Here is a 25,247-nt window from a genome sequence, read left to right on the forward strand (position 1 = left end):
GAAACCGGCGCATCACCGACAGCCGGCTGGATCTGCACAGATCCAGCCGGCTGCTCACATCTGAATCGCGCGGAACCCCACGGCGTTGGCCACGCCGGCGCGCTCACCGGCAGCAGCGGTCATGCCCTCGAGCATCTCGCGCGGGGCGGGGTGCCCCGGCAGGGCGTCGAGGTAGACCTCGTGGGCTGACAGCGAGGCGATGCCGCGCTCCAGCGGCTCCCCGGTGACATCGACAGCGCAGGTCGGCTCATCACCCGAGACGAGCAGCCAGTCCGCCTTCCACGCCTCCAGGCCCTCCTCGTCGCGCAGTTCGGGGAAGACCCACGGATTGTCGGCATCGCGGATCGCATCGATGACAGCCAGGCCGACATTGCGGTGGTCGACGTGGTTGAGCCCAAAGCTGACCTCCAGCTTCCACGGCAGCGTGATGATCGCCTGCGGGCGGTAGGACCGGATCTGCCGGGCGATCGCCCGGCGCAGCGCATGGTCGGCCTCGACGAGACCATCAGGGAAGTCGAGGATCGTCAGCGACTCAACCCCCACCTCGGCGCAGGCGGCCTCCTGCTCGCGGCGGCGCAACGATGCGACCTCGGCCGGATCCATGTCGCGGATGCCGGCCTCACCGGCGGTCAGCAGAAGATAGGAGACATCGATCCCGGCCGCTGTCCAGGCTGCGACGGCGCATGAGGCGCCGTATTCCATGTCGTCGGGATGGGCGACGACGCCGAGGACGCGGTCGATGCCGGTGGTGTCGAAGAATTCGAGATCGCTCATGCATCCACCCTAGGCCATGGGCGGGCACATCTCAGCGGGACTCGTCTGCCGCCTCCGGTCCGTCGCCGGCGGCGTGGGAGCCGCCTGCAGGGTCGGGGCCGGACTGCGCTCCGGGAGCGGAGCCGGTGCTCGCCGGGGCACTCTGCTCGGCGTCCTCGCCGCTGTCCTTCGTGCCGTGGCCGAAGGGCAGCAGGTGCATGACGCCGACGATGAGGAGCCCGACGATGAGGCCGAGGATGAGCGAGCAGATCGTGTTGATGAGCCAGCCGAGCACCGCCCCGACCGCCGGCACGGCAGCGCCGTAGCCCTCGAGGTGGTGGACGACGCCGTAGAGTCCGTCCCAGCCGAGGTCCTTGGTGCCCACGAGCAGGATGTGTCCGCCGACCCACAGCATGGCGAAGGTGCCGATGATCGAGATCGCATCGAGCACGCGCGGCATCGCAGCGACGAGGAAGTGGCCGAACTTCTGCGTGCCAGCAGACTCCTTCTGCGTCATCGCCAGGCCGATGTCGTCCATCTTCACCAGCAGCGCGACAACGCCGTAGACGAGTACCGTGATGCCGACGGCGACGGCGATGAGGATGATCGTGCGGTTGACGAGCGGCTCGCTGGCGACCTCGTTGAGGGAGATGACCATGATCTCGGTCGAGAGGATGAAGTCGGTGCGCACCGCACCGGTGACGACCTGCTTCTCGCTCTTCTCACCCTGCAGCTGCGTGGGCTGCTCCTTCTCCGCGTGGTGGCCGCGCAGCTTCTCCCAGACCTTCTCGGCGCCTTCGAAGCACAGATAGCAGCCGCCGATCATGAGCAGCGGCGTGAGCACCCACGGCAGGAACTGGCTGAGCAGCAGTGCGGCCGGCAGGATGATGAGCAGCTTGTTGCGCAGCGAACCGAGTGCGATCTTCCAGATGATCGGCAGCTCGCGTGCCGGGGAGACACCGTGCACGTACTGCGGGGTGACGGCGGCGTCGTCGACGACGACACCGGCGGCCTTCGCGCTGGCGCGGGCGGTCGCGGCTGCCACATCGTCGGCGCTGGCAGCCGCCATGCGCGCCATCGCGGCGATATCGTCGAGCAGTGCGACGATGCCGCCGCTCATCGTCCGGCTCCCGAGGCGGTGTGCGCCGCGCGCGGATCGTGCAGGTGGGTCCTCGCTGTCATAGCTGACATCTTACGGCCCACCGGCGCTGAAGCGGCGCTCATCGGCACGGTCACTTGACGCCGCGCATGAGCCGGATGACCGGCTTGGCCGTCAGCAGCACGATGAGGCCGGCGACGATCGAGGCCAGGCCGAGCGTCGTCCAGTACGGCACCTGGTTGTTCGCGTCGTAGTACGTCGCGAACACACCGGACAGCGAGGTGCCGACACCGGAGCCCAGGAAGTACAGGGCGATCATCTGCGAGGTGAACACCTTCGGCGACAGGCGGGTGGCCACCGACAGGCCGATGGGGGAGATGAGCAGCTCGGCGACGACGAAGAGCGCGAGGATGAACGTCACCCACAGCAGCGGCACGGTGTTGCCGTGCGACTGCGCGAACGGCAGGAACAGCAGGTAGGACCCGCCGATGACGAGCAGCGACAGCCCGGCCTTGATCGGGGTGGCCGGTTGCCGGTCGCCGAGCTTGAGCCAGATCGCGGAGAACACCGGGGCCAGGGCGATGACGAAGACCGGCGGGATGAGCGCGATCCAGGCGATCGGCATCTCCCAGCCGAAGATGCTGCGGTTGAGCTCGGTGTCGGAGTAGGCGGTGAGGACGTTGAAGATCTGCTGGTACAGCGACCAGAACGCCACCGTCGCCAGCACGAACGGGATGAACGACAGGGTGCGGGAGCGTTCGACCTCGGTGATCTCCTTGCTGCGCAGGATGACGGTGAAGTAGGCGGTCGCGGCGATGAGGCAGACGAGGGTGGTCCAGATCGCGAGGTTGTCGGCGTTCATGAACCCCGACATCCACAGCACGGTGATGACGGCGATGACGCCGATCGCGCCCGCACCGAACTTCCAGCGCTGACCAGCCGGCAGCGGGTTGACGACGATCTTCGCCGAGGCGGGGATGTTCTTGCGTCCGGTCATGTAGACGACGAGGCCGATGGCCATGCCGACGGCGGCAGCACCGAAGCCGACGTGGAAGCCGATGCTCTTCTGCAGCCAGCCGGTGAGCAGCGGGCCGAGGAAGGCGCCGATGTTGATGCCCATGTAGAACAGCGAGAATCCGGCCTCGCGGCGGGTGTCCTTCTCTGTGTAGAGCGTGCCGACGATCGCACTGGCGGTGGCCTTGAGGCCGCCGGAGCCGAGCGCGACGAGGATGAGACCGACGGCCACGCCGCCGACCCCGGGCAGCACGCCGAGGGCGATGTGACCGCACATGATGATGACGGCAGACCAGAACAGCACCGGTTCGGTACCGAACACCCGGTCGGCCAGCCAGGCCCCGCCGACGGTGGCGAGGAAGACTGCGCCGCCGTAGGCGCCGACGATCGCCAGGGCCGTCGGCTGGTGGATGCCGAGCCCGCCGTCAGTGGTGTTGAAGTACAGGTACAGGGCCAGGATGCCGGTCATGCCGTAGTAGGAGAAGCGCTCCCACATCTCGAGGCCGAACAGCTGCATGAGCGGCAGCGGGTGGCCGAAGAAGCGAGTGTCGTTGCGCATGTCCTCAGCGCTCAGAGCCGAGGCGTCCGTCTGAGACGAGCCAGTCATATCCTTAGTCCTTGTCATTCGGTCGCTGCCTTCAGACCAGGGGCCGGCAGGTGCCGGGGCAGTGCTGAAGGCCGCCGACACTCTACTCCTGTGACACAGCTCGCGCCAACGCGCCCTGCCGCCTGGCTCACACCCTCCAGCTGCTGACCTGGCCTCCTCCGCCACCGCCTCCACCACCGCCGTCGCTGACAGCCCGGCCGCGCTGTACATGGCCTCGCGGGCGGTGGCAGGATGTGGTCATGACTGCACAGGAGACCACCGGCGGCGACGCACAGCGCCGCGTCGAGGTGACCAGGATCACGGAGAACCGCTACCGGGCGCGCACCGCCTCGGGCGCTGAGATCGAGTTCGGCCGCGGCGAGGGGCTCATGACTCCCGTCGAGCTGCTGCTGGCGGCCACCGCCGGCTGCTCGGCCATCGATCTCGACACCGTCACCACCCGCCGCACCGAACCCGAGCGCTTCGACATCACCGCCACCGGCGAGAAGATCGTCGAGGACGATGAGGCCTCCCGGCTCGATGACATCCGGCTGCACTTCGACCTCGCCTTCCCCGACGACCAGGCCGGCCGGCAGTCGGCGAAGATGGTCGAGCGGCTGCTCACGCTCTCCCACGACCGCTACTGCACCGTCTCGCGCACAATCGAGAACGGCGCACCGGTGACGATGACCTCCGAGGTCAGCCCCGACATCGCAGCACGCTCTCAGGACGCATAAGCGCCCAGCGCTTCGTGCCGGCGGCGCCTGCGCACCTAGGATGACCGCCATGGATGACACCTGGTTTGCCGGCGTGGCCGAGTAGCATGAGCTGCTCATGGGTGCCGCCTGGCAGCGGCTCATGGCCCACATCGGGCCCGCCGTCGCCGAGGCGGTCAGCACCTCGGCGGGTCCGATCGTTGAGTACAGGGCCGGGTCGGGCATCGGCAGCACGCGCCTGCATGAGCGGTTCCCGCACGCCGATCTCATCGCGTGCGAACCTGATGCGATCATGCGCGCCGTGCTCTTCGGCCGGCTCGGGGCTGATGCGAGGATGCGTGAGCGCGTCACCGTCATCCCGCTGCCGGTCGCAGCCGAGCACGCAGAAGAGCTGCGCGCCCAGCTGCCGGCTCCCGGCAGTGTGCCGGTCATCCTCGTCGCCCATGTGCTCGGCATCCTCGACGCCGATGCCCGGGGTCTGCTGTGGCAGCTCATCGCAGAGTCGCTGACCGATTCCGGCATCGCACTCATCACCGCCGGGTCCCCGCACGCAGACGACCCGGAAGACGCCGACGCGCAGACCGCGCCAGACGCTCCGCAGGTCTTCATCGAGGACATCACTGTCGGTGCGCACACTGTCACCGGGGAGTACCGGCGCGAGAACGGGCACATGCAGGTGACTTACACCCAGCGTGATGCCGCCGGTGCGGTGCTGCGGCAGGTCGCGACCGAACCGCGGGAGATCACCGCTTCGCTGATGATCGAGGACTACCGACGTGAAGCAGCCGACCACGGCTTGGAATCACAGGTGGTCTCGGGCTACATCCTCAGGCTCAGCCGTCAGCCTCAGTGAACACCTGGGCGAAGGCTGCGTGGATGTCAGGGGAGAAGAGCACGAAGCGCACCTCGTCGATGCCCTCCCAGCCCTGGGCGGAGCATGCCTGCCCGGCGGCCTCAGCGGTCTCGGAAGCCGACCAGCCGTAGACCCCGGCGCCGATCGCCGGAAACGCCACCGTCCTGGCTCCCATACGCTGCGCCTCTCTCAGGCTCTCCGCATAGCAGGAGACGAGCACCTCGGGATCGGTCTGGCCGGCGTGCCGGTTCGGGCCGACGGTGTGGATGACCCAGTCAGCAGACAGGTTTCCGGCCGGAGTCGCGACCGCCTGGCCGGCGGGCAGGCCGTCGGGCAGCTGCTCGGCACGGACTTTCCGGCACTCTTCGAGCAGGTCCGGTCCGGCTGCCCGGTGGATCGCGCCGTCGACTCCGCCGCCGCCGAGCAGGGAGGAGTTGGCGGCATTGACGATCGCTTCGCAGGTCTCGGCGGTGATGTCTCCGGTGCGCAGGGTGATGCGCATAGTCAAGCTGCTCCTTCGGATCAGGCGACGGTCAGCGAGACGGAGCACAGCCCGCCGTTGACGTCGTATTCGGTGCGGATCTCGGTCGTCTCCAGGTTGAACACCTCGGCGCCGGCCGTGTTGTCCTCGAACAGGGCGTGGACCCGCTGCGGGGCGCCGAACGTCTTGTGCACCTGCGCGGCATTCGGCCGGCACCACCACGACTCAACGAGCCAGGAGGGCACGACGATGCCGTTGAAGGAACCGGTGCGGTCGTAAACGAGGCGCAGCTCCACCTCGGCCAGCGTGCCGGAGGCGAAGAGGAACTCGACACCGGAGTTGACGAAGGTCCACCACACGCAGTCATCGGATTCCGTGCGCAGCGGATTCTCCCCGACGACGAGCATGGCGGAGAGGACGGCGATGTCATCGCAGCGGCGGCCGACAGCGCGACTGAGGGGAAGGATGTTTCCGGACACGGGCAGCGCGTTCATGTGACACAGCTTACAGTCGCTCACGTGTGAAGCGGGAGGGGCTGGACAGCGCGCCTGTATCACGATTGCGTGACGATCGGCGACCCGGCGGGTGGATCTTTTCACCGGCAATCGGGTTTTGGCTACGGTGAGATCGCATTCGTGTCCCACTTCCCACCAGGTCACTGGAAGGACATCCATGTCTCGCACGACCCGTGCCCCGCTGCGCCGACGGTACCGCACCGTCCTCGCCGCAGCCGTTCTCACAGCCACCGGGCTCACCGGCGTGGCCGGTCCCGCCGCGGCCAACCCGCTGGCCGATCCTCCGCAGATCGGTCACGATCTGCCGCCGCGCCCGCCGATCAAGCAGATCGAAGTCGATCCGCTCACCGGCCACGTCATCGACACCAACCCGGCCGCCGATCCGCCGCTCAAGCCCGGCTCCGGGCTGCACGAGGGCAAACCGGCCTTCGTCGACGTCGCCGTTGCCACGGTCTGGACCGATTCCTCCAGCCCGCGCAAGGTCGACCAGCCGGCGCTGGCCAACCCAGTGAAGCTCGATGAGTGGAACGCCAACCTCAAGGACACCGAGGTGCGCCGCGGACTGACCGGCAAGACACAGACCCAGGCGCTCTACGGCGACGAAGTCCGTGTCCTGTCGCTTACGAAGGACTGGGCGAAGGTCGCCGTGCGCTCGCAGTCCGACCCCGGCGCCAAGCACGGCTATGAGGGCTGGATGCCGCGCGCCCAGCTCGTCGGCAACCCGGACTTCGGCAAGCTGCGCGGTGCAGGCGAGCTCGCCGTCGTCAAGGCGGTCAAGACCGCTGTCAGCGACGCCCCGGGCGGCAAGGCGATGAAGGCCGTGTCGACGAACACCGAACTGCCGGTGCTCACCCGCAGCGATGATGCCGTGCGCGTGCGCCTGCCCAACGGCACCACCGGCTGGGTCAAGTCCGCTGACGTGCGCCTGCAGGCGTCCGGCACCGGCGCCCCGAAGCCCAAGCCGACCGATCTGACCGCCACGGCCAAACGGTATGAGGGCATCCGGTACCTGTGGGCTGGCACGTCCCAGTACGGCTTCGACTGCTCCGGTTTCACCTATGCAGTCTTCCGCTCCCACGGCATCGACATCCCGCGCGACTCCGGCCCGCAGTCGAAGGCCGGCAAGAGCGTGAAGGCCTCGCAGCTGCAGCATGGCGACCTCATCTTCTTCGCCAATCGCGGCGGCAAGGGATCGGTCCACCATGTCGGCATGTACATCGGCGGCGGGAAGATGATCCACGCCCCGAACGCCTCGAAGAACGTCGAGATCGTCGACTGGAAGAAGTGGGATCGCTCCGGCCAGTTCGCCGGCGCCAAGCGCTACCTCTGACAGATCTGAGCGCTGAGAACAGCAGGGCCCGGAACCGATCGGTTCCGGGCCCAGCTGTTGTCGCTGAGGATCAGAGGATCAGACGTCCTTCTTCTCCAGCGTCTTCATGATCTCGTTGAGAGTCTTCGACGGACGCATGACAGCCGAGGCCTTCTTGTCCTCGGGCAGGTAGTAGCCGCCGATGTCGGCGGAATCGCCCTGCACGGCGAGCAGCTCCTCATCGATCGTGTCGACGTTCTCGCGCAGCTGACCGGCGATCTGCTTGAACGCCTCAGCCAGCTCAGCGTCCTCGGTCTGCTTGGCCAGCTCCTCAGCCCAGTACAGGGCCAGGTGGAAGTGGCTGCCGCGCGAATCCCGCTCGCCGACCTTGCGCGACGGCGACTGGTTCTCGTTGAGATAGGTCTCGGTCGCCTTGTCGAGGGTCGATGCCAGCACACCGGCGCGCTCATTGCCCGCACTGCGGTTGAGGTGGCGGAAGCTCTCGGCAGTGGCGAGGAACTCACCGAGGGAGTCCCAGCGCAGGTGGTTCTCCTCCAGCAGCTGCTGGACGTGCTTCGGTGCCGAGCCTCCGGCTCCGGTCTCGAACAGGCCGCCGCCTGCGATGAGCGGAACGACCGAGAGCATCTTTGCCGAGGTGCCGAGCTCGAGGATCGGGAACAGGTCGGTGTTGTAGTCACGCAGCACGTTGCCGGTCACCGAGATGGTGTCCTGGCCGTTGCGGATGCGCTTAAGCGAGTGCTTGGTTGCCGCGACCGGATCCATGATCTGGATGTCGAGGCCGTCGGTGTCGTGCTCGGGCAGGTACTGCTTGACCTTCTCGATGAGGTTGCGGTCATGCGCACGCGACTCATCGAGCCAGAACACGGCCGGGGTGTCGGAGATCCGGGCGCGGGTGACGGCGAGCTTGACCCAGTCGCGGATCGGCTCGTCCTTCGTCTGGCAGGCCCGCCAGATGTCACCGGCCTCGACGTCGTGGCTCATGAGCACGGTGCCGGAGGAGTCGACGACCTCGACGGTGCCGGCTTCGCTGATCTCGAAGGTCTTGTCGTGGCTGCCGTACTCCTCGGCCTTCTGGGCCATGAGACCGACATTGGGCACCGAGCCCATGGTGGCCGGATCGTAGGCGCCGTTGGCCTTGCAGTCCTCGACGACTGCCTGGTAGACGCCAGCGTAGGAGGAGTCGGGGATGACGGCCAGCGTGTCGGCTTCTTCACCGTCGGGTCCCCACATCTTGCCGCCGATGCGGATCATCGCCGGCATCGACGCGTCGACGATGACGTCGCTGGGCACGTGCAGGTTGGTGATGCCCTTATCGGAGTTGACCATCGCCATCTCCGGGCCTTCAGCCAGGCCCTTCTCAATGCCTGCGCGGACACCGTCGGCGACGTCTGCCGGGACATCGTCGAGTCCGGAGAGGATCGCGCCGAGCCCGTCGTTGGGGCTCAGGCCGGCCTTGGCCAGCTGCTCGCCGTAGGTGCTGAACACCTCGGGGAAGAACGCCTCGACGACGTGGCCGAAGATGATCGGGTCGGAGACCTTCATCATCGTCGCCTTGAGGTGCACGGAGAACAGCACACCCTCGTCCTTGGCGCGGGCGATCTGGTCGCTGAGGAACGCATCGAGCGCCGAGGCCTTGAGGAAGGTCGCGTCGACGACCTCGCCGGCGAGCACCGGAACCTCCTTGAGGGTCTCGGTTCCCGAGGCGGTGCGCAGGCGGATCGTGAAGGTGTCGTCCTTCTCGGCGATAACGGACTGCTCATTGGAGCGGAAGTCGTCCTTGCCCATCGTGGCAACCGCGGTCTTCGAGTCAGCCGACCATTCGCCCATCGAGTGGGGGTGCTTCTTGGCGTAGTTCTTCACTGCCTCCGGTGCGCGGCGATCGGAGTTGCCCTCGCGCAGCACCGGGTTCACGGCTGAGCCCTTGACCTTGTCGTAGCGCGCGCGGACGTCCTTCTCCTCATCCGTCGCCGGCTCCTCCGGGTAGTCCGGGAGCTGGTAGCCCTTCTCCTGCAGCTCAGCGATCGCGGCCTTGAGCTGCGGGACCGAGGCGGAGATGTTCGGCAGCTTGATGATGTTGGCCTCAGGCTGCTTGGCCAGCTCACCGAGCTCAGCGAGAGCATCGGGAGCCTTCTGCTCTTCGGTGAGGTAGTCGCCGAAGAGGGCGATGATGCGGCCAGCCAGTGAGATGTCACGGGTCTCGACCTCGACGCCGGCGGTGGTGGCGAAGGCTTCGAGGATCGGCTTGAACGAGTACGTCGCCAGCATCGGCGCTTCATCGGTATGCGTATAGATGATCTTTGACATGGTCAGTGACGTCTCCAGATCGCTAGGGGTTATCTCTGTCAGTCTACTCAGCGTCCCTGGCGGCGGCCTAACCCCCTCGGGCACGATGCGAGTGCGATCGCACACGCCCCGCCGGCCGGCTGCCGGTTCGTACTATCCTGTTGCGCGGGGTCCACGCGACCCTGCCGCCACCAGGGAAGATCCGGTGACGGCTGAGTACCAGCACAGGGGAGGAGACCGCGATGGCGAAGCTGTACTTCCGCTACGGCGCCATGAATTCGGGCAAGTCCACCGCCCTGCTGCAGGCGGCCTACAATTATGAGGAGCGCGGCCAGCGGGTGCTGCTGGCCAAGCCGCGCATCGACACGAAGGGCGCTGACGAGATCGTCTCCCGCTTAGGCGTCACCCGCACCGTCGACTTCCTCATCGACGCTGATGCCGATGTCGAGCAGATCTTTGCCGACACCGCCGGCTACGTCGACCACGATGCGCTCATCGAGAGCCTGGAGATGCCCGTCCAGCCGGTCGCCTGCCTGCTCATCGACGAAGCCCAGTTCCTCACCGGCAGCCAGGTCGATGACTGCCTGCGGATCGCGACCCTGCACAACGTGCCGGTCATGGCCTACGGCATCCGCACCGACTTCCAGACACGGGCCTTCCCCGGCTCAGCGAGGCTGCTGGAGATCGCCCACACGCTCGAGGAGCTCAAGACGATCTGCCGGTGCGGGCGCAAGGCGATGTTCAACGGCCGCCAGGTTGATGGCGAGTTCGTCTTCTCCGGCGACCAGGTCGCCATCGACGGCATGGACGTCACCTACGAGTCGCTGTGCGCCAACTGCTATCTCACCCGGTCCGGGGGAGTGCTCGGCGCGCCGCGCTGAGCCGGCCGCCGCCTCGGCGACGCCTAACGATCCGGACACGCCTGCGCCCTGCGGTATCGGTGCGTGAGCGCCTTCACTATGGTGGAAGCTGAACGTTCCGTGTGAAGGAGGAGGCTCGACCATGACGATCCCGCTGCTGTCCTACTCGATCGTCCACGATCCCGGCCCCGACGCTCCCGTCCTCATCCTCGGCAACGCGCTGGGCACCACCCGCGAACTTTGGGCTGGTGTGGCCTACCGGATGGCCGATGACTACCGCATCGTCACCTTCGACCTGCCCGGCCACGACCCCGCCAGTCACACCGCAGACGATCTTGAAGCCCAGCTCGCCGACCTCACTCTGACCGACATCGCCGCTGGTGTCATCGCCATCGCCGATGCGATCGGCGCTGAGACCTTCCTCTACGCCGGCCTGTCGATCAGCGGCGGGGTGGCCATGCAGCTGGCCCTCGACCACCCCGACCGGGTCACCGCCGCAGCCGCTCTGTGCGCGGCCCCGAAGTTCGGTGACGCTGAGAGCTGGGACGCGCGCATCGCCGCCGTCCGGGCTGACGGCACCCGCAGCCTCATCCCCGACACCGCCGACCGGTGGTTCGCCGCCGGCTTCCTCGACGAGGACAACCCGGCAGGCCCGATGGTCTGCGAGATGCTCGGCAACGTCCCTGACGCCGGCTACATCGCCTGCTGCCAGGCGCTGTCGCGCTTCGACCTCACCGACCGGATCTCCGACATCTCCATCCCGATCCTCTTCGTCGCCGGCGCCCAGGACATCGGCAACCCGCCGGAGTCCATGCGCGCCCTGGCCGAACAGGTCGAGGCAGGTGAAGCGACCGTCATCCCGGATGCCGCCCACATCGTCGTCGCCGAACACCCCGACCTCGTCTGCGATGCGCTGACCGCCTTCTTCTCCCGCACCGAGAACCGCAGCTGACACACCCCGTCCACCCGCCCCATCCATCCGCCTGTCCACCGCCCCCATCGATCTGAGGGAATGAGCCCGATGTCCGAGAACAGACCAGCAGGCGAACACGCCTCCCACTACTCGCCGCTGCCGCGCACCGGCAGCAGCGAGCAGAATATGCTCTCACCCGGAGAGCGGGCACAGCCGTTCTCGACGTCGACGAACTACACCCGCTGGATCGGCATCATCGGAGGGCTCGTGCTCGCCGCCATCATCTGGTTCGTCATGCCCGAGGACGTGCCCCACGGCGCCCGCGTCACCGCCGCCACAGCCAGCCTCATGGCAGTGTGGTGGATGACCGAGGCGCTGCCGATCCCGGCCACCGCACTCGTCCCGCTCGTCGTCTTCCCCCTCCTCATCGAAGGCACCGAAGAGGCCCCGGTGACCGTCTCCTCAGTCGGCGCGAAATACGGCTCCGACACGATCTTCCTGTTCATGGGCGGGTTCCTCATCGCCCTGGCGATGCAGCGCTGGAACCTCCACCGGCGCATCGCCCTCATCATCCTGTCGTTCATGGGCGAGCGCACCGGCGCACTCATCGCCGGCTTCATGATCGCCACCGCGTTCCTGTCGATGTGGGTGTCGAACACCGCCACCGCCGTGCTCATGCTGCCCATCGGCCTGTCTGTCCTCGTGCTCGTCAACGAGGCGATGTCGAAGACCGGTGATGACACGCTCGAAGACTCCGAGAAGGCCGATGACGACGCGACCGGCACCGACGGCATCCTGCAGTCGCGCTTCGGGACCGCACTCATGCTCGGCATCGCCTATGCCGCCTCGATCGGCTCGGTCGCCACGATCATCGGCACCCCGCCGAACACCCTGCTGGTCGGCTACCTGCGCGAGAACGAGGGCATCAACATCCAGTTCGGCCAGTGGATGCTCGTCGGCACCCCGGTGGCGATCGTCATGCTCGTCGTCGCCTGGTTCGTGCTCACCAAGATGTTCTTCAAACCCGAGATCGACCGGATCCCCGGCGGCCGCGACCTCATCCGGGCGGAGATGGACAAGCTCGGACCGGTCTCCCAGGGCGAATGGCGTGTCCTCACCCTCTTCGTGCTCGCTGCTGTGTCGTGGATCGCGCTCCCGATCATCTTCGAAGACCCGCCGATCGACGACGCCGGCATCGCCATGACCATCGGCCTGCTGCTGTTCTTCATGCCCGCCGGCCACGCCCGCGGCGTGCGCCTGCTCGACTGGGAATCGGCCGTCGAACTGCCGTGGGGTGTGCTGCTGCTCTTCGGCGGCGGCCTGGCGCTGTCGGACCAGTTCACCAAGACCGGGCTGACCGACTGGATCGGCGAATCAGTCCAGGCGCTGGACTGGGTGCCGCTTATCGCACTCGTCGTCATCCTCACCACCGGCATCATCTTCCTCACCGAGATCACCTCGAACACCGCGACGGCAGCGACGTTCATCCCGGTGGTCGCCGGTGTGGCGATGGGCCTGGGCTACGACCCGCTGCTGCTGACGATCCCGGTCGCACTCGCCGCCACGTGTGCGTTCATGCTGCCGGTGGCCACCCCGCCCAACGCGGTGGCCTACGGCTCGGGTTATGTGCGCATCGCCGACATGGTCAAGGGCGGTGTGGTGCTCAACGTCATCGGCATCGTCATCATCTCGATCGTCACGATGACGATCGCGGTGGGCGTCTTCTCGATCGCTCTGTGAATGTGAGGACCGTCATGCCCTCAGCCTGCTGACCAGCAGTTAGGGTGAGGGCATGGCGAAGCTCTTCGAACCGGTCACCCTGCGCGGACTCACCGTCCGCAACCGCGTCTGGCTGGCACCGATGTGCCAGTACTCCTGCGAGAACCTCGACGGCATGCCCGGTCACTGGCACCTCGTCCACCTCGGCGCCCGCGCCACCGGCGGCTTCGGGCTCATCCTCACCGAAGCAGCCGCAGTGCTGCCCGAGGGCCGGATCTCCCCCCAGGACGCCGGCATCTGGTCCGATGCCCACACCGAGGCCTGGGCTCCGATCGTCGACTTCGCCCACAGCCAGGGCGCAGCGATCGGCATGCAGCTCGCCCACGCCGGCCGCAAGGCCAGCACCTACCGTCCGTTCGTCGGCGAACCGTCCGGCTCCGTCCCCGAGGCAGAGGGCGGCTGGGCGACGGTCGGGCCCTCGGCCCTCGCATTCGAAGGGCTGGCAGAGCCGGCAGCGCTGAGCCGGGAGGCCATCGCCGAGGTCGTCGAGGCCTTCGCAGCCGCCGCCCGCCGGGCTGACGCGGCCGGTTTCGACACGGTCGAGATCCACGCCGCCCACGGCTACCTGCTGCACTCGTTCCTCTCACCGCTGTCCAACGTCCGCGACGACGAATACGGCGGTGACCTCGCCGGCCGTTCACGGCTGCTCATGGAGGTCTACACCGCCGTGCGCGAGGCCTTCCCCGAGGATAAACCGGTGCTCGTGCGGATCTCGGCCAGCGAATGGACCGACGGCGGCTTCGACGTCGCCGAGGCGACCGAGGTCTCCATCGCCCTGCAGGACGCCGGTGCCGACCTCATCGACGTGTCCTCCGGCGGCAACGTCATCGCCGACATCCCGGTCGGCCCGTCCTATCAGGTGCCGCTGGCCGCCGAGATCGCCGCCGCCGGTGTCACCACCGGTGCTGTCGGGCTCATCACCGAACCCGCCCAGGCCGAAGGCATCCTGGTCTCCGGTGATGCCGATGTCGTGCTGCTGGCCCGTGCTGCACTGCGCGAACCTGCCTGGCCGCTGCGGGCCGCTCACGCACTGGGACTCAACTGGCGCGACGCGCCGTACCCGCCGCAGTACACCCGCGGCAAGTGGTGAGTCGACAGTCCTAAGACTGCGACGCTGCCTTCTCCGTACCGGCGTCATCGGCCTTATCAGCGGTGAGCTGCAGCCCGGCAACACCGGCGATGATGAGGACCAGACAGGCGATCTTGCCGGGCCCGAACTCCTCGCCGAGGACTGCGGACCAGGCAGCGGTCGTCGCTGCGCCGACTCCGGTCCAGATCGCATAGGCGGTGCCCATTGGGATCGCCCGCATTGCATAGGCTAGGCCGGTCAGCGATGCCGCGAGGCCTATGAGGAAGAGCGCTCCGCGTCCGGGGTGCAGCACTCCGGCGGCCAGCATGCCCGCCCAAACCGCCTCGGCCATGCCGGAGAAGATGAGTGCCAGCCAGTACTTCGTCATGACAGCACCTGCAGTCCGACGACACCGGCGATGATCGCTGCGACACAGGCGATCCGCACGAGATTCAGCCGTTCAGTCCCGCGCAGCGCGCCGAGCGCCAGCGTGGTGATCGCGCCGACGGCGACCCACACGGCATAACCGGAGCCGACAGGAACCTTCTGCAGACCCCACGCGAGGCCTCCCATAGAGACGATGGTTCCGATGATGAAGAGAGTCAGACGCGGCACGATCCGCAGATGGCGGGCGGCCAGGGCGAACGCCCACATCGCCTCGAACGTGCCGGATGAGATGAGAACAGTCCAGTACATGATGAGAAAGCGGCCGTCTTTGCGCTCGGCGGGTACGGCTCCCTCGTCCGCTGGCACTGTCGGTGCCTGCCCGCCACCATAGCACCGGCGCAGCCTCCCGGCAGGGTGCGCACATCCAGTGAGACCCGTGTGCGGCGGGCACCGTTCCCGCTAGGCTGGAACCGGAGCCGCCGCTGGCAGTCGCCGGCGGCACACCGGAGAAGAGGAGATCGCCATGGACCTGCAGCTCACCGATGTTTCCCTCCGCTCGATCGCCGTCTCGGAGATGAGCAACAACGTCTACCTGCTCACCTCGGCCACGACCGGCCAGCAGGTCATCATCGATGCCGCCGACGACGTCGAGGCCATCGAATCGCTCGTCGACGCCGGCGCCGAGGCGGGGCCCGCCGATGCCGCCCACGTCACCGATGTGCTCACCACCCACCGGCACTGGGACCACGTCCGCGCCCTCAAGCCGATCACCGAGCGCTACGACGCCCGCACCGTCGCCGGCGTCAATGACGCCGAGGCGATCACCGAGGAGTCCGGCCAGACCATCGACCAACCGGTCGCCCATGGTGAGACCCTGTCCTTCGACGGCTTCGAGCTCGAGGTCATCGAGCTGCGCGGGCACACACCCGGATCTGTCGCGTATGTGCTGCGCGACTCCGGGGGAGAGGTCGTCATCTTCTCCGGCGACAGCCTGTTCCCGGGTGGTCCGGGCAAGACATGGAGCAGCGAGGACTTCGCCTCACTCATGGACGACCTCGAGGAGCGGATCTTCGGGCAGTTCGGCGACGAGGCCCACGTGCTGCCCGGCCACGGTGATGCGACCACGATCGGTGCCGAGCGCCCGCAGATCCCTCAGTGGCGCGAGCGCGGCTGGTGACGCTCAGCGCACCTGCAGGTAGATGACCGCCGCTGCCGCCCACGCAGCGGTCAGCAGCAGCGCGGCGACGACACCGGTGTTCCACCGACGCTGCGGCGCCGTGTCTTCGAGCACCGGATCGGTGAGGAATCCTCTCTGCTTTAACTCGGCGTGGTAGTCGACGACCGCGATGATGAGCGGATTCGCGTTGTCGCGTGCACGCGCCCCATCCGAGGCACTCGGCGGCATCTGCCGGGAGGTCGGAACAGCGCGCTTCATCGCCCGCGGCATCGCCCACGCGGATTCGTTCGTCCCCCAGCGCGTCGTGACGGCCAGCCCGTACCGCAGATCGAATTCATCAACCGCCGGCCAGGGGATCGGTGTCGTGCGCAGAATGTTGACGAAGGTCATTCCGGCAGGGGAGAGGTCGACGCGCGGGTGCCAGTACAGCGCCCAGATGAGTGCTGCACCGAAAGCGGGGACACCTATCAGCACCAGGGCGGTCAGCGGCGGGAACTGGTAGACGATGCTCACAGCTGCAACAACAGCGACGCCGATGGCAGTGCCGGCGAGGACACGGGAGCCGGCCGGGCGCAGAGTGCCCTCCTCGGGGAAGCTCGGTGGCCCGGAGCTCTGGCGATTCAGCAGCGAGAACATGGCCTCCACCCTAATCGAAAGCCAGCGCGGTTCTGCGCTTGCAGGACACGCAGAACCCCGCTGCCGGCATCTCAGAAGACCCGCCTCGGGAAGGGCCGGACGATGCAAGTTCATACAGTGATCTGCACAACATGCACCCCACCATTCATCGACGTCTCAAATCGGTAACGATAGGCGTTATTTCCCGGATTGTGGACTCCGTCACAGGCTCCGGTGGCCTAGCTTTGGTTGCAATCCACACTTCACTCATGAAGTGCTCACCTGGCAGTCATGATTGTCATGCTGTCAGGTGAGATTGCGATTACCGATAGAAGGAGACGACGTGAAAAGAGGCATTCTCACCGCAGCAGCCGGTGTGGCGGCGTCAGCACTGGTGCTGTCCGCGTGCACACCGCCCGGTGACGGTGGTAACGGCGGCAACGGAGGTGACGGCGGCAACGGCGGTGGCGGCGAAGTCAGCGTGATGTGGAACCAGCCGTTCTACTCGATGAACAACAACACTTCCGCCACCAACAACGTCACGAACGCCAATGTCGTGTACATGATGAACGAGGCGTTCAAGTACTACGACGAGAACCTGGAGCTGCAGGACAACACCTCGTTCGGCACGGTCGAGCAGGTGTCCGAGGATCCCCTCAAGGTCAAGTACACCTACAGCGACAACGCCAAGTGGTCTGACGGCACCCCTGTCGACGCCGCGGACCTCGTGCTCGCCTGGGCTGCTCGGAGCGGCAACTTCAACACCACCGAGGACGCAGAGCGCGACGACGAAGGTGTCGTCGAGGACGCCGGCGGCGATGTCTTCTTCGACGCCGCAGAGCCGGGCCTGGCACTGATCAAGGACTTCCCGGAGATCTCCGAGGACGGCAAGGAGATCACCTTCGAGTACACGAAGCCCTTCGCAGACTGGGAGACCAACCTCACCATCGGTGACTCCGGCGTGCCTGCACACATCGTGGCCAAGAACGCCCTCGACACCGGTGACGCCGAGGAAGGCAAAAAGGCCATCCTCGACGCAGTCGAGAACGAGGACAAGGAGAAGCTGGCCAAGGTCGCCGAGTTCTGGAACACCGGCTACAACATGACGTCGATGCCGGAAGATGAGGATCTGCTCATCGGCACCGGCCCGATGAAGATGACCGACTTCAAAGAAGGTCAGTATCTGACCCTCGAAGCACGTGACGACTACGAGGGCGATCGCAAGCCGCAGCTCTCGAAGATCACGGTCCGCTACAACGAGGATCCGATGGCCGCCGTTCAGGCACTGGAGAACGGCGAGGTCCAGCTCATCAACCCGCAGTCGACTGCTGACGTCCTCCAGGCCGTCGAGGCCATCGACGGTGTTGAGAACAACACCGCCGACGGTGCGACCTACGAGCACGTCGACCTGACCTTCGACAACAACGGTCCGTTCGACCCGGCTTCCTATGGTGGCGATGAGGAGAAGGCCAAGCAGGTCCGCGAAGCCTTCCTGCAGTCGATCCCGCGCGGCAAGATCGTCAACGACATCGTCAAGCCGCTCAACGATCAGGCTCAGATCCGTAACTCGTTCACCCAGGTTCCGGGCTCGCCTGACTACGACACGATCGTTCAGGGCTCGGGCATCGAGGACACCTACGGTGAAGGCGATGCCGAGAAGGCCAAGCAGATGCTTGAAGAGGCCGGCGTCGATGAGGCTCCGAAGGTCCGCCTGCTGTACGCGAAGGGCAACGCCCGTCGTGAGCAGGAGTTCCAGCTCATCAAGGAATCGGCTGAGAAGGCTGGCTTCGAGGTCATCGACAACTCCTCCGAGACCTGGTCCGAGGACCTGGGCAACGGTGAGTACGATGCTTCGCTGTTCGGCTGGCAGTCCACCTCGACCGCTGTGACTGAGTCCGACGCGAACTTCCGCACCGGTGGTCAGAACAACTTCGGCGGATTCGCCAACGACGAGGTCGACAAGCTCTACGACGAGCTCCAGACCGAGACCGACCCGGCACGCCAGGCTGAGATTCTCGGCGAGGTCGAGAAGATCCTGGTCGATGAAGGCTTCGGCCTCACGCTGTTCCAGTTCCCGGAGGTCGTTGCGTACTCCGATCAGCTGCAGAACGTGAAGCCGATGACCGTGTCACCGACCATGTTCTGGAACTTCTGGGAGTGGCAGATGTGAGGTAGAGGTCCTCTTCACTGAGACCTCTTCAGCTCTAACCGGCGGGGGTGCCGGCACCTGGCACCCCCGCCTCACCCTGTTCCACGACCCTCACGGGAAGACCAATGATCAAATATCTCACCAGGCGATTCTTATCGGCTGCACTCGTCATGCTCGTCGTGACGTTCCTGATGTACATCCTGATCGACCTTGCGATCGATCCCCTCGCTGATCTGCGCACCTCCACCTCGCCGAACGCGGCGCAGCTGATGGAAAACCGCGTCCGCAATCTCCAGCTCGACGTCCCCTCACCTATCCGTTACTTCTGGTGGCTCTCCGGCGCCGCTGGCTGCCTCATCGGCCAATGCGACCTCGGATCCTCGTGGCTCTCGGGCCAGGCCGTGACGAGCATGCTCCAGGGCGCGATCATCAACTCCGTCAAGCTTGTCTTCGTCGCCACCTTCGTGTCGATCCTCCTCGGCGTCACCGTCGGCCTCATCTCGGCTATCCGCCAGTACACCGGCTTCGACTACGCCATCACCTTCATCACCTTCCTGCTCTACTCGCTGCCCGTGTTCTGGGTGGCCGTGCTCCTCAAGCAATACGGTGCCATCGAGTTCAACAACTTCCTGCGCAACCCCGAAGTCAACTGGCTGGCACTCGCCGTCCTCGCCCTCATCGCAGGCGCGTTCTGGATGGGCGCCATGGGCGGCACCAGCCGACGGCGCATGATCAACTTCGCAGCCGGCACCATCGTGACCTTCGGCCTGCTGGCATTCCTGTTCGGAACCAACTGGCTGCTGCAGCCGGGCATCGGACTCATCGGCGTGACAGTGACGTCACTTGCCGCAGCCGTGCTCGTCACCCACCTGTCGACCGGACTGCACAACAAGCGCGCACTCTACGCCGCACTGACCACGGCTGTGCTCGGCGGCGTGTTCTACTACGCGATGCAGTGGTTCTTCTACTTCGTCCCGGCCAACTGGTTCATCATCATCGGCCTGCTCGTCGTCGCGATCGCCATCGGCATCGGCGTCGGCTACGCATGGGGCGGACCGGACAAGAGCGCCTCGGCGCGCACCGCCGCAATCGTGGCGATCATCGCCTCCCTGCTCGTCTTCATCGACCGCAATATGCAGGTCTGGGCCGGCTACTCCAACCTGCCCCAGATCCGCGGCAGGCCGATCGCCACCATCGGCGCAGCGACGCCGGGCATGCAGGGTGACTTCTGGTACCAAACCGTCGACAGCTTCACCCACCTGCTGCTGCCGTCAATCGCCCTCGTGCTCATCTCGTTCGCGACCTACACCCGCTACTCGCGCGGTTCGATGCTGGAGGTCATGAACCAGGACTACATCCGCACCGCCCGCGCCAAGGGCCTGACTGAGCGCACGGTCATCATGCGCCACGCACTGCGCAACGCGCTGCTGCCACTGGCCTCGATCGTCCCGGTCGACATCATCACGCTCATCGGCGGTGCCGTGCTGACGGAGACGATCTTCGGCTGGGCCGGCATGGGCAGAATGTTCGTCGACTCGCTGAGCAAGGCGGACATCGACCCGGTAATGGCCTATATCCTCATCACCGGCATACTCGCTGTCGTCGCGAACATCGTCGCGGACTTCGTCTATGCCATCCTCGACCCACGGATTCGGGTGAACGCATGACTACCTCACTTCCAGATCCCTCGAAGCACGAGGACACACACACTCTCGAAGGCGACAACGCCATCGAGGCCCAGGAAACCGCCGGCCTGTCGCAGGGCCAGATCGTCTGGCGCCGGTTCATCCGGCACAAGGGCGCCATCGCCGGCCTCACGATCGTGCTGCTCATCGCGATCCTGGCGTACTCATCAGTGGGTGTCGGCCCGATTCCCGGCTGGTGGATGTTCAACCACTACAACACCAATGACGTCATGAACGGCGGTGCGCCGACATGGCAGCTGTCGAACATCTTCTCGCCCGGCCAGCACCCGTTCGGGCAGGATGATATCGGGCGTGACAACTTCGCCCGCGTCATGAAGGGCATCCAGATCTCCATCATGGTGATGCTCGTGATGGGTGCGCTCTCGCTCGTCGTCGGTGTTCTCATCGGCTCGCTGGCCGGTTACTACCGCAAACGGATCGACGATGTGCTCATGCGCATCACCGACCTGTTCATCACCCTGCCGGTCATCGTCGTCGGTGCTGTGCTCGGTGTGCTGGCAGGCAAGTACTCTTCGCCGCTGCTGCTGGCGATCTGCCTGGGCCTCATCCTGTGGCCAGGTCTCGCTCGCCTCGTGCGCGGTGACTTCCTGTCCCTGCGCGAACGCGAGTTCGTCGACTCGGCCCGCGTAGCCGGTGCCAGCGACTTCCGCATCATCTTCAAGCACATGCTGCCCAACGCGATGGGCGTCATCATCGTCAACACGACGCTGCTCATGAGCCAGGCGATCGTGCTGGAGACTGCGTTGTCGTTCCTCGGCTTCGGTGTCACCGCACCGGACGTCTCGCTCGGCCAGCTGATCAACGAGTACCAGAGCTCGTTCTCCACCCGCCCGTGGCTGTTCTGGTGGCCGGGTCTGTTCATCATCGTCATCGCCCTGTGCGTGAACTTCGTCGGCGACGGTCTGCGCGACGCATTCGACCCGCGTCAGAAGCGCATCCCGTCGAAGAAGGAGATGCTCAAGGCGCAGGTCCGCAAGCCCGAGCGCACCGAGGAGGAGGCAGCCGCGGCTGTCACCACCGGTGCCGGTGCCACCGGCATGCCGTACGCCGAGAGCGCTCCGGCCGAAGGTCCGGACCGGCCCGGGCCGGCCGGCACGGTCAACACCCACGAGGATCCGGGTGACAACAGCCCAGGCGGCGTGGATGACACTGACGGACCGAAGCACTGAGGGGCTGACATGACTGAACACACGAAAGACGCTGCCCCGATCCTCTCGGTGCAGGACCTGGGAGTGAACTTCTGGGTCGGCGGTGAATGGTTCACCGCTGCAGAGGGCCTGAACTACGAGCTGTATCCCGGTGAGGTGCTCGCCATCGTCGGTGAGTCCGGCTCGGGCAAGTCGCAGTCGTCGATGTCGCTCATCGGCCTGCTGCCCAAGAACGGCCTGGCCACCGGCAGTGCGAAGCTCGATGGGCGTGAGCTCGTCGACATGCCGATGGCGCAGATGCAGCGCATTCGCGGCAAGGAGATCTCGGTGATCTTCCAGGAGCCGATGACCGCGCTCAACCCGGTCTACACCTGCGGTTTCCAGATCGTCGAGACGCTGCGCACCCACTTCGATATGGGGCCCTCGGCCGCCAAGGAGCGGGCGCTGGAGCTTATGCGGCTCGTCGACATCCCGGAGCCGGAGCGGCGTTTCAACTCGTTCCCGCACCAGCTCTCGGGCGGTCAGCGCCAGCGCATCATGATCGCCCAGGCCCTGGCCTGCGATCCGCGCCTGCTCATCGCCGATGAGCCGACCACGGCACTCGACGTCACGGTGCAGGCGGAGATCCTCAAGCTCATGCGCGACCTGCGTGAGCGGATCGACTCCGGCATCATCCTCATCACCCATGACATGGGTGTCGTCGCCGATATGGCCGACCGCATCCTCGTGATGAAGAGCGGCCGGGTCGTTGAGACCGGCACCGCCGATGAGATCTTCTACAACCCGCAGCACCCCTACACCAAGCAGCTGCTTGACTCGGTGCCGCACCTGGGTGAGAAGGAAGGGCGTGTCTTCGGCGACTCCGTCGAGGACCTCGAAGAGGCGGCCACGCCTGAGCCGGCCGAACGCGACTGGGTGCCGGCCGACATCACGCTGGAATCGACTGAGACGATCGTGCACCCGGATGAGAGCTACGACCCGACCGAGACGCCGGCGCTCAAGCTCACGAACGCCGCGATCGAATACCCGAAGATCGGCCGCACGCCGGCCTTCCGGGCCGCCCACGACATCAACCTGTCAGTGGCTCCCGGCGAGGTCGTCGGCCTCGTCGGCGAATCGGGTTCGGGCAAGTCGACGATCGGCCGTGCCGCACTCGGCCTGCTGCCGGTCGTCGAGGGCTCCCTGGAGATCAACGGCACCGACATCACCGGCATGAGCAACCGCCAGCTGCGGCCGCTGCGCCGCGATGTTGGCATCGTGTTCCAGGATCCGGGCTCCTCTCTCAACCCGCGGCTGCCGGTCGGTGAGTCGATCGGCGAGCCGATCTTCCTGCACGAGAAGCTCAAGGGACCAGCGCTCAACCAGCGTGTGGAGGCACTGCTCGACTCCGTCGAGCTGCCGACCTCGATGCGCAACCGCTATCCGCATGAGCTCTCCGGCGGTCAGCGTCAGCGCATCGGCATCGCCCGTGCACTGGCGCTGCAGCCGAAGCTGCTCATCGCTGATGAGCCGACATCGGCACTCGACGTGTCCGTGCAGGCCAAGGTGCTGGAGCTGTTCCAGCAGCTGCAGCGCGAACAGGGATTTGCCTGCCTGTTCATCTCCCACGACCTCGCCGTCGTCGAGATGCTGGCCCGCCGTGTGGCCGTCATGCGCCACGGCTACCTCGTCGAGGTCGGCAACTCCAGCGACATCGTCGCCGACCCGGTGCACCCGTACACGCAGCGCCTGCTCGCTGCTGTGCCGGTGCCCGATCCCAATGAGCAGCGACGTCGCCGCGCAGCCCGCGATGCGATGATCTCCGCCACCCGCGAGGACTGAGCCGCACGCACCGCGCACGAAGCGGAGGGAGACCGACTGGTCTCCCTCCGCTTTCGTCATGGCTGAAACGGTGCCAGACAGGCTGGCAGCGCTCACCATGCACCCGCTGGGCGAGCTGGCCCGGCACCTCAGGACACCGTCCGCACCGCGCTCAGGCGACCACCGCCTCGGGCGCGGTGCGCAGGGGCACACGGGCCCAGGCGCACATGCCCGGGCACACGGCATCGGCACGCACTTCAGGAGCACCGGGGGAGCAGGCAGCGGTGCTACCCCTGCCAGCGCATACAGACGACGCCGGGGCGAAGCTGCTGCTCCGCCCCGGCGCCGCGGGCTGTGAACCCTACCTTTGTGAGTATCCCCCGTGCGTCACCCCGCGAGGGAACGGGGAACCGTCAGATGAAAGACGACATTCTCATCACTTGTGGCCGTACTCCAGGTTGTAGTAGTCCAGTGCGTCGGGCACCGGCTGGAAGTACGAGGATCCGTCGACGTAGCCGCCGTTGAAGCCGCAGTCCTGTCCGGCAGGTCCACCGGAGGTCATGCCCACGGCCTGGTTGCCGGCGGTGTAGGCACCACCGGAGTCACCGGCAGCGGTGCACACGGTCGACTCGCCGAGTCCGGAGACCTGGGCGACGTCGCGGCCCTGCGAATCGGAGTAGTTCACCGTGGCGTTGTAGCCGGTGATCTCACCGCAGGTGACACCGGAGGTCGCACCGGTGCGGCACAGCTCGGTGCCGATCGGGGCCTGCCAGGCGCCTTCCTCGGCATTCGTGATGCCGTGGTTCGAGCCGTAGGTGTTGGCCTCGGTGCTGACCTCGTTGCCGTCGCCCAGCACAACGTATCCGATGTCGCGGTCCGGCTGGCCGTCGTAGGACTTGAAGGCGGTCTCACCGTGGGAGCCGAAGTCCTGGCCCTCAACCGTGAAGCTGTCCTGGTCCTCGATGCAGTGACCGGCCCACACCATCACGTGGTTGCCCTCACCGTCGGTGGCCGGGAAGCCGGCCGAACAGTAGCCGCCGCCCAGGCCGATCTTGTCGCCGCCCTTGGCAGTGGCGTGCAGTTCGTTGCGCTCACCCTTCTGGACCTTGACGGCGTTACCGTACTCGGCAGCCTTGTCGAGCACGGCGGTGTCGGCCTTGGTGTCGGTGACAGTGACGACGACGGCGTCGTCAGCGATGTGCGGGGCGACGGAGACGACACCGGCGTCATCGGCGGCGAGCTTCGAGAGCGCATCGGCGATTTCATTGAGCCTGCTCTCGCCGTTGGTGGCGTCGCGGACCTCGAAGCCGGCGGCTTCAGCGGCCTTGGCGGCCTGCGAACCGGCCGGGGCCTGGAGGACGAGCTTGTTCTCGTCGTTGAAGAACGCGCCGTCGTAGGTGTTGCCGGCCTGCACGAGGTCGTAGTAATCGTTGTTCTGCGTGAACTGCGCCTGCAGGTGGTCCTTCTGGGCTGCGACCGTGCGGCCCGAGGACTCGGCCATGATCTTCAGCTCCTTATCGCTGAAGTTGGCCTCGCCCTTCTTGACCTCCGGGGACTTCTGGATGGCCGTGTCGGCCGCCCCGCCCGGTGCTGCGAGAGCCGGCATCGCCGCTCCCATTCCTGCAAAGGCCAGCGAGCCGACGAGGGCCGCGTGGACGAACGTGCGTTTCACGAGTTTTCTCCTTGTGAGAGTCGTTCAGGTTGGTGCTTTCACTCTTCCGAAATCTCACCGGTGCCGATATTGCGCCTTGGTCAAAAGGCGATGGACTTACGGCGTAGCGCCCCGCTCCCGAGGCGGTGGGCACCGGGTGCCCTCAGGCTCCGGTGACCGTGTGGTCAGCAGGCATTCAGGTTCGGCAGCCCTGCCCCCACGCGGCGGACAGCCGACGTTCAGACTCGGCTACGACGTATGGCCAGCCGCCCCGCCGATCGTCATAGGGGACCGGTGCTGGCCGCCAGAAGTTTTTCTGCGGTCATGGGTGTCTGGTGTCCTTCGGGCACAGAGAAGCGCTGG

22 protein-coding genes and 1 riboswitch are annotated in these 25,247 nt (G+C 66.3%); of the genes, 12 read left to right on the forward strand and 10 right to left on the reverse strand.

The window, feature by feature from the left end; genetic code table 11:
- Positions 1-54: 54 nt before the first annotated feature.
- From HLA91_RS12625 to HLA91_RS12635, 3 genes are all read right to left on the reverse strand, one after another.
- Positions 55-774 carry a PIG-L deacetylase family protein gene (locus tag HLA91_RS12625; protein WP_170274984.1) on the reverse strand — a complete coding sequence of 240 codons (720 nt, stop codon included), beginning with the start codon at positions 772-774 and terminating at the stop codon, positions 55-57.
- Positions 775-805: 31 nt separating this feature from the next.
- A complete protein-coding gene (locus HLA91_RS12630; protein WP_170274985.1) occupies positions 806-1,873 on the reverse strand; it encodes a DUF808 domain-containing protein in 1,068 nt (355 codons plus the stop codon).
- Positions 1,874-1,985: 112 nt separating this feature from the next.
- Positions 1,986-3,473: a peptide MFS transporter gene (locus HLA91_RS12635; RefSeq protein ID WP_170274986.1), complete on the reverse strand. Its 1,488-nt coding sequence runs from the start codon at positions 3,471-3,473 to the stop codon at positions 1,986-1,988.
- A gap of 239 nt (positions 3,474-3,712) precedes the next feature.
- Between HLA91_RS12635 and HLA91_RS12640 the strand changes: the two genes are divergently transcribed.
- Positions 3,713-4,189, forward strand: a complete 477-nt coding sequence (locus tag HLA91_RS12640; protein WP_170274987.1) for an OsmC family protein — start codon at positions 3,713-3,715, stop codon at positions 4,187-4,189.
- Between the two features lie 97 nt (positions 4,190-4,286).
- Positions 4,287-5,021, forward strand: a complete 735-nt coding sequence (locus HLA91_RS12645; RefSeq protein ID WP_170274988.1) for a hypothetical protein — start codon at positions 4,287-4,289, stop codon at positions 5,019-5,021.
- Here the strand turns inward: HLA91_RS12645 and HLA91_RS12650 are convergent.
- Both HLA91_RS12650 and HLA91_RS12655 read right to left on the reverse strand, forming a co-directional pair.
- On the reverse strand, positions 5,002-5,523 hold the full coding sequence (locus HLA91_RS12650) for an O-acetyl-ADP-ribose deacetylase (protein WP_165884801.1): 522 nt from the start codon (positions 5,521-5,523) through the stop codon (positions 5,002-5,004). The genes HLA91_RS12645 and HLA91_RS12650 overlap by 20 nt on opposite strands.
- 20 nt (positions 5,524-5,543) lie before the next feature.
- The gene (locus tag HLA91_RS12655; RefSeq protein ID WP_170274989.1) at positions 5,544-5,996 is read right to left on the reverse strand and encodes a DUF6392 family protein; all 453 of its coding nucleotides are present in this window, start codon (positions 5,994-5,996) and stop codon (positions 5,544-5,546) included.
- Between the two features lie 178 nt (positions 5,997-6,174).
- Here HLA91_RS12655 and HLA91_RS12660 point away from each other — a divergent pair, with 178 nt between their 5' ends.
- Positions 6,175-7,347, forward strand: a complete 1,173-nt coding sequence (locus HLA91_RS12660) for a C40 family peptidase (RefSeq protein WP_170274990.1) — start codon at positions 6,175-6,177, stop codon at positions 7,345-7,347.
- Between the two features lie 78 nt (positions 7,348-7,425).
- Here HLA91_RS12660 and HLA91_RS12665 read toward each other — a convergent pair whose 3' ends face one another.
- Entirely contained in the window at positions 7,426-9,651 is a 2,226-nt protein-coding gene (locus HLA91_RS12665; RefSeq protein ID WP_170274991.1) for an NADP-dependent isocitrate dehydrogenase, read from the reverse strand.
- Between the two features lie 221 nt (positions 9,652-9,872).
- Between HLA91_RS12665 and HLA91_RS12670 the strand changes: the two genes are divergently transcribed.
- The 4 genes from HLA91_RS12670 (at position 9,873) to HLA91_RS12685 (ending at position 14,272) form a co-directional block, all read left to right on the forward strand.
- Positions 9,873-10,511 carry a thymidine kinase gene (locus tag HLA91_RS12670; RefSeq protein ID WP_170274992.1) on the forward strand — a complete coding sequence of 213 codons (639 nt, stop codon included), beginning with the start codon at positions 9,873-9,875 and terminating at the stop codon, positions 10,509-10,511.
- Positions 10,512-10,632: 121 nt separating this feature from the next.
- A complete protein-coding gene (locus HLA91_RS12675; RefSeq protein WP_212754368.1) occupies positions 10,633-11,442 on the forward strand; it encodes an alpha/beta fold hydrolase in 810 nt (269 codons plus the stop codon).
- A gap of 69 nt (positions 11,443-11,511) precedes the next feature.
- Complete coding sequence (locus tag HLA91_RS12680; protein ID WP_170274993.1) at positions 11,512-13,143, forward strand: SLC13 family permease; 1,632 nt, start codon at positions 11,512-11,514, stop codon at positions 13,141-13,143.
- A gap of 52 nt (positions 13,144-13,195) precedes the next feature.
- Positions 13,196-14,272: an NADH:flavin oxidoreductase/NADH oxidase gene (locus HLA91_RS12685; RefSeq protein ID WP_170274994.1), complete on the forward strand. Its 1,077-nt coding sequence runs from the start codon at positions 13,196-13,198 to the stop codon at positions 14,270-14,272.
- 10 nt (positions 14,273-14,282) lie between these two features.
- On the opposite strand, the gene HLA91_RS12690 is transcribed toward HLA91_RS12685, so the two are convergent.
- Together HLA91_RS12690 and HLA91_RS12695 are read right to left on the reverse strand one after the other, a co-directional pair.
- Positions 14,283-14,639 carry a DMT family transporter gene (locus HLA91_RS12690; RefSeq protein ID WP_170274995.1) on the reverse strand — a complete coding sequence of 119 codons (357 nt, stop codon included), beginning with the start codon at positions 14,637-14,639 and terminating at the stop codon, positions 14,283-14,285.
- Positions 14,636-14,947: a DMT family transporter gene (locus HLA91_RS12695; RefSeq protein ID WP_170275003.1), complete on the reverse strand. Its 312-nt coding sequence runs from the start codon at positions 14,945-14,947 to the stop codon at positions 14,636-14,638. Before HLA91_RS12695 ends, HLA91_RS12690 begins: the two co-directional genes overlap by 4 nt.
- Before the next feature lie 6 nt (positions 14,948-14,953).
- A riboswitch (guanidine-III (ykkC-III) riboswitch) is annotated at positions 14,954-15,019 on the reverse strand.
- Between the two features lie 142 nt (positions 15,020-15,161).
- On the opposite strand from HLA91_RS12695, the gene HLA91_RS12700 reads away from it, so the two are divergent.
- The gene (locus HLA91_RS12700) at positions 15,162-15,815 is read left to right on the forward strand and encodes an MBL fold metallo-hydrolase (protein ID WP_170274996.1); all 654 of its coding nucleotides are present in this window, start codon (positions 15,162-15,164) and stop codon (positions 15,813-15,815) included.
- A 3-nt stretch (positions 15,816-15,818) separates the two neighbouring features.
- Here HLA91_RS12700 and HLA91_RS12705 read toward each other — a convergent pair whose 3' ends face one another.
- On the reverse strand, positions 15,819-16,451 hold the full coding sequence (locus HLA91_RS12705; protein ID WP_170274997.1) for a PH domain-containing protein: 633 nt from the start codon (positions 16,449-16,451) through the stop codon (positions 15,819-15,821).
- A 322-nt stretch (positions 16,452-16,773) separates the two neighbouring features.
- On the opposite strand from HLA91_RS12705, the gene HLA91_RS12710 reads away from it, so the two are divergent.
- From HLA91_RS12710 to HLA91_RS12725, 4 genes are all read left to right on the forward strand, one after another.
- Positions 16,774-18,600 carry an ABC transporter substrate-binding protein gene (locus HLA91_RS12710; RefSeq protein WP_170274998.1) on the forward strand — a complete coding sequence of 609 codons (1,827 nt, stop codon included), beginning with the start codon at positions 16,774-16,776 and terminating at the stop codon, positions 18,598-18,600.
- A 104-nt stretch (positions 18,601-18,704) separates the two neighbouring features.
- Positions 18,705-20,246, forward strand: coding sequence for an ABC transporter permease (locus tag HLA91_RS12715; RefSeq protein ID WP_165883199.1), 1,542 nt, complete (start codon positions 18,705-18,707; stop codon positions 20,244-20,246).
- Positions 20,243-21,454 (forward strand): ABC transporter permease, encoded by a 1,212-nt coding sequence (locus tag HLA91_RS12720; protein ID WP_170274999.1) that lies wholly within the window; start codon positions 20,243-20,245, stop codon positions 21,452-21,454. Before HLA91_RS12715 ends, HLA91_RS12720 begins: the two co-directional genes overlap by 4 nt.
- A gap of 9 nt (positions 21,455-21,463) precedes the next feature.
- Positions 21,464-23,254 (forward strand): ABC transporter ATP-binding protein, encoded by a 1,791-nt coding sequence (locus HLA91_RS12725; RefSeq protein ID WP_170275000.1) that lies wholly within the window; start codon positions 21,464-21,466, stop codon positions 23,252-23,254.
- A 415-nt stretch (positions 23,255-23,669) separates the two neighbouring features.
- Here the strand turns inward: HLA91_RS12725 and HLA91_RS12730 are convergent, their stop codons facing one another.
- Positions 23,670-24,905 carry a S1 family peptidase gene (locus tag HLA91_RS12730; RefSeq protein WP_170275001.1) on the reverse strand — a complete coding sequence of 412 codons (1,236 nt, stop codon included), beginning with the start codon at positions 24,903-24,905 and terminating at the stop codon, positions 23,670-23,672.
- Positions 24,906-25,247: the final 342 nt, after the last annotated feature.

This window comes from Brevibacterium luteolum, from assembly GCF_013004595.1.
GTDB classification, from domain to species: Bacteria; Actinomycetota; Actinomycetes; order Actinomycetales; family Brevibacteriaceae; genus Brevibacterium; species Brevibacterium luteolum.

Excerpts from the sequence above, each read along its gene's own strand:
- HLA91_RS12690 (WP_170274995.1), bottom strand. The coding sequence starts at position 14,639 with ATGACGAAGTACTGGCTGGCACTCATCTTCTCCGGCATGGCCGAGGCG.
- HLA91_RS12635 (WP_170274986.1), bottom strand. The coding sequence starts at position 3,473 with ATGACTGGCTCGTCTCAGACGGACGCCTCGGCTCTGAGCGCTGAGGAC.
- HLA91_RS12705 (WP_170274997.1), bottom strand. The coding sequence starts at position 16,451 with ATGTTCTCGCTGCTGAATCGCCAGAGCTCCGGGCCACCGAGCTTCCCC.
- HLA91_RS12645 (WP_170274988.1), top strand. The coding sequence starts at position 4,287 with ATGGGTGCCGCCTGGCAGCGGCTCATGGCCCACATCGGGCCCGCCGTC.
- HLA91_RS12650 (WP_165884801.1), bottom strand. The coding sequence starts at position 5,523 with ATGCGCATCACCCTGCGCACCGGAGACATCACCGCCGAGACCTGCGAA.
- HLA91_RS12630 (WP_170274985.1), bottom strand. The coding sequence starts at position 1,873 with ATGAGCGGCGGCATCGTCGCACTGCTCGACGATATCGCCGCGATGGCG.
- HLA91_RS12725 (WP_170275000.1), top strand. The coding sequence starts at position 21,464 with ATGACTGAACACACGAAAGACGCTGCCCCGATCCTCTCGGTGCAGGAC.
- HLA91_RS12715 (WP_165883199.1), top strand. The coding sequence starts at position 18,705 with ATGATCAAATATCTCACCAGGCGATTCTTATCGGCTGCACTCGTCATG.
- HLA91_RS12665 (WP_170274991.1), bottom strand. The coding sequence starts at position 9,651 with ATGTCAAAGATCATCTATACGCATACCGATGAAGCGCCGATGCTGGCG.
- HLA91_RS12685 (WP_170274994.1), top strand. The coding sequence starts at position 13,196 with ATGGCGAAGCTCTTCGAACCGGTCACCCTGCGCGGACTCACCGTCCGC.
- HLA91_RS12720 (WP_170274999.1), top strand. The coding sequence starts at position 20,243 with ATGACTACCTCACTTCCAGATCCCTCGAAGCACGAGGACACACACACT.
- HLA91_RS12655 (WP_170274989.1), bottom strand. The coding sequence starts at position 5,996 with ATGAACGCGCTGCCCGTGTCCGGAAACATCCTTCCCCTCAGTCGCGCT.
- HLA91_RS12625 (WP_170274984.1), bottom strand. The coding sequence starts at position 774 with ATGAGCGATCTCGAATTCTTCGACACCACCGGCATCGACCGCGTCCTC.
- HLA91_RS12695 (WP_170275003.1), bottom strand. The coding sequence starts at position 14,947 with ATGTACTGGACTGTTCTCATCTCATCCGGCACGTTCGAGGCGATGTGG.
- HLA91_RS12640 (WP_170274987.1), top strand. The coding sequence starts at position 3,713 with ATGACTGCACAGGAGACCACCGGCGGCGACGCACAGCGCCGCGTCGAG.
- HLA91_RS12660 (WP_170274990.1), top strand. The coding sequence starts at position 6,175 with ATGTCTCGCACGACCCGTGCCCCGCTGCGCCGACGGTACCGCACCGTC.
- HLA91_RS12675 (WP_212754368.1), top strand. The coding sequence starts at position 10,633 with ATGACGATCCCGCTGCTGTCCTACTCGATCGTCCACGATCCCGGCCCC.
- HLA91_RS12680 (WP_170274993.1), top strand. The coding sequence starts at position 11,512 with ATGTCCGAGAACAGACCAGCAGGCGAACACGCCTCCCACTACTCGCCG.
- HLA91_RS12700 (WP_170274996.1), top strand. The coding sequence starts at position 15,162 with ATGGACCTGCAGCTCACCGATGTTTCCCTCCGCTCGATCGCCGTCTCG.
- HLA91_RS12670 (WP_170274992.1), top strand. The coding sequence starts at position 9,873 with ATGGCGAAGCTGTACTTCCGCTACGGCGCCATGAATTCGGGCAAGTCC.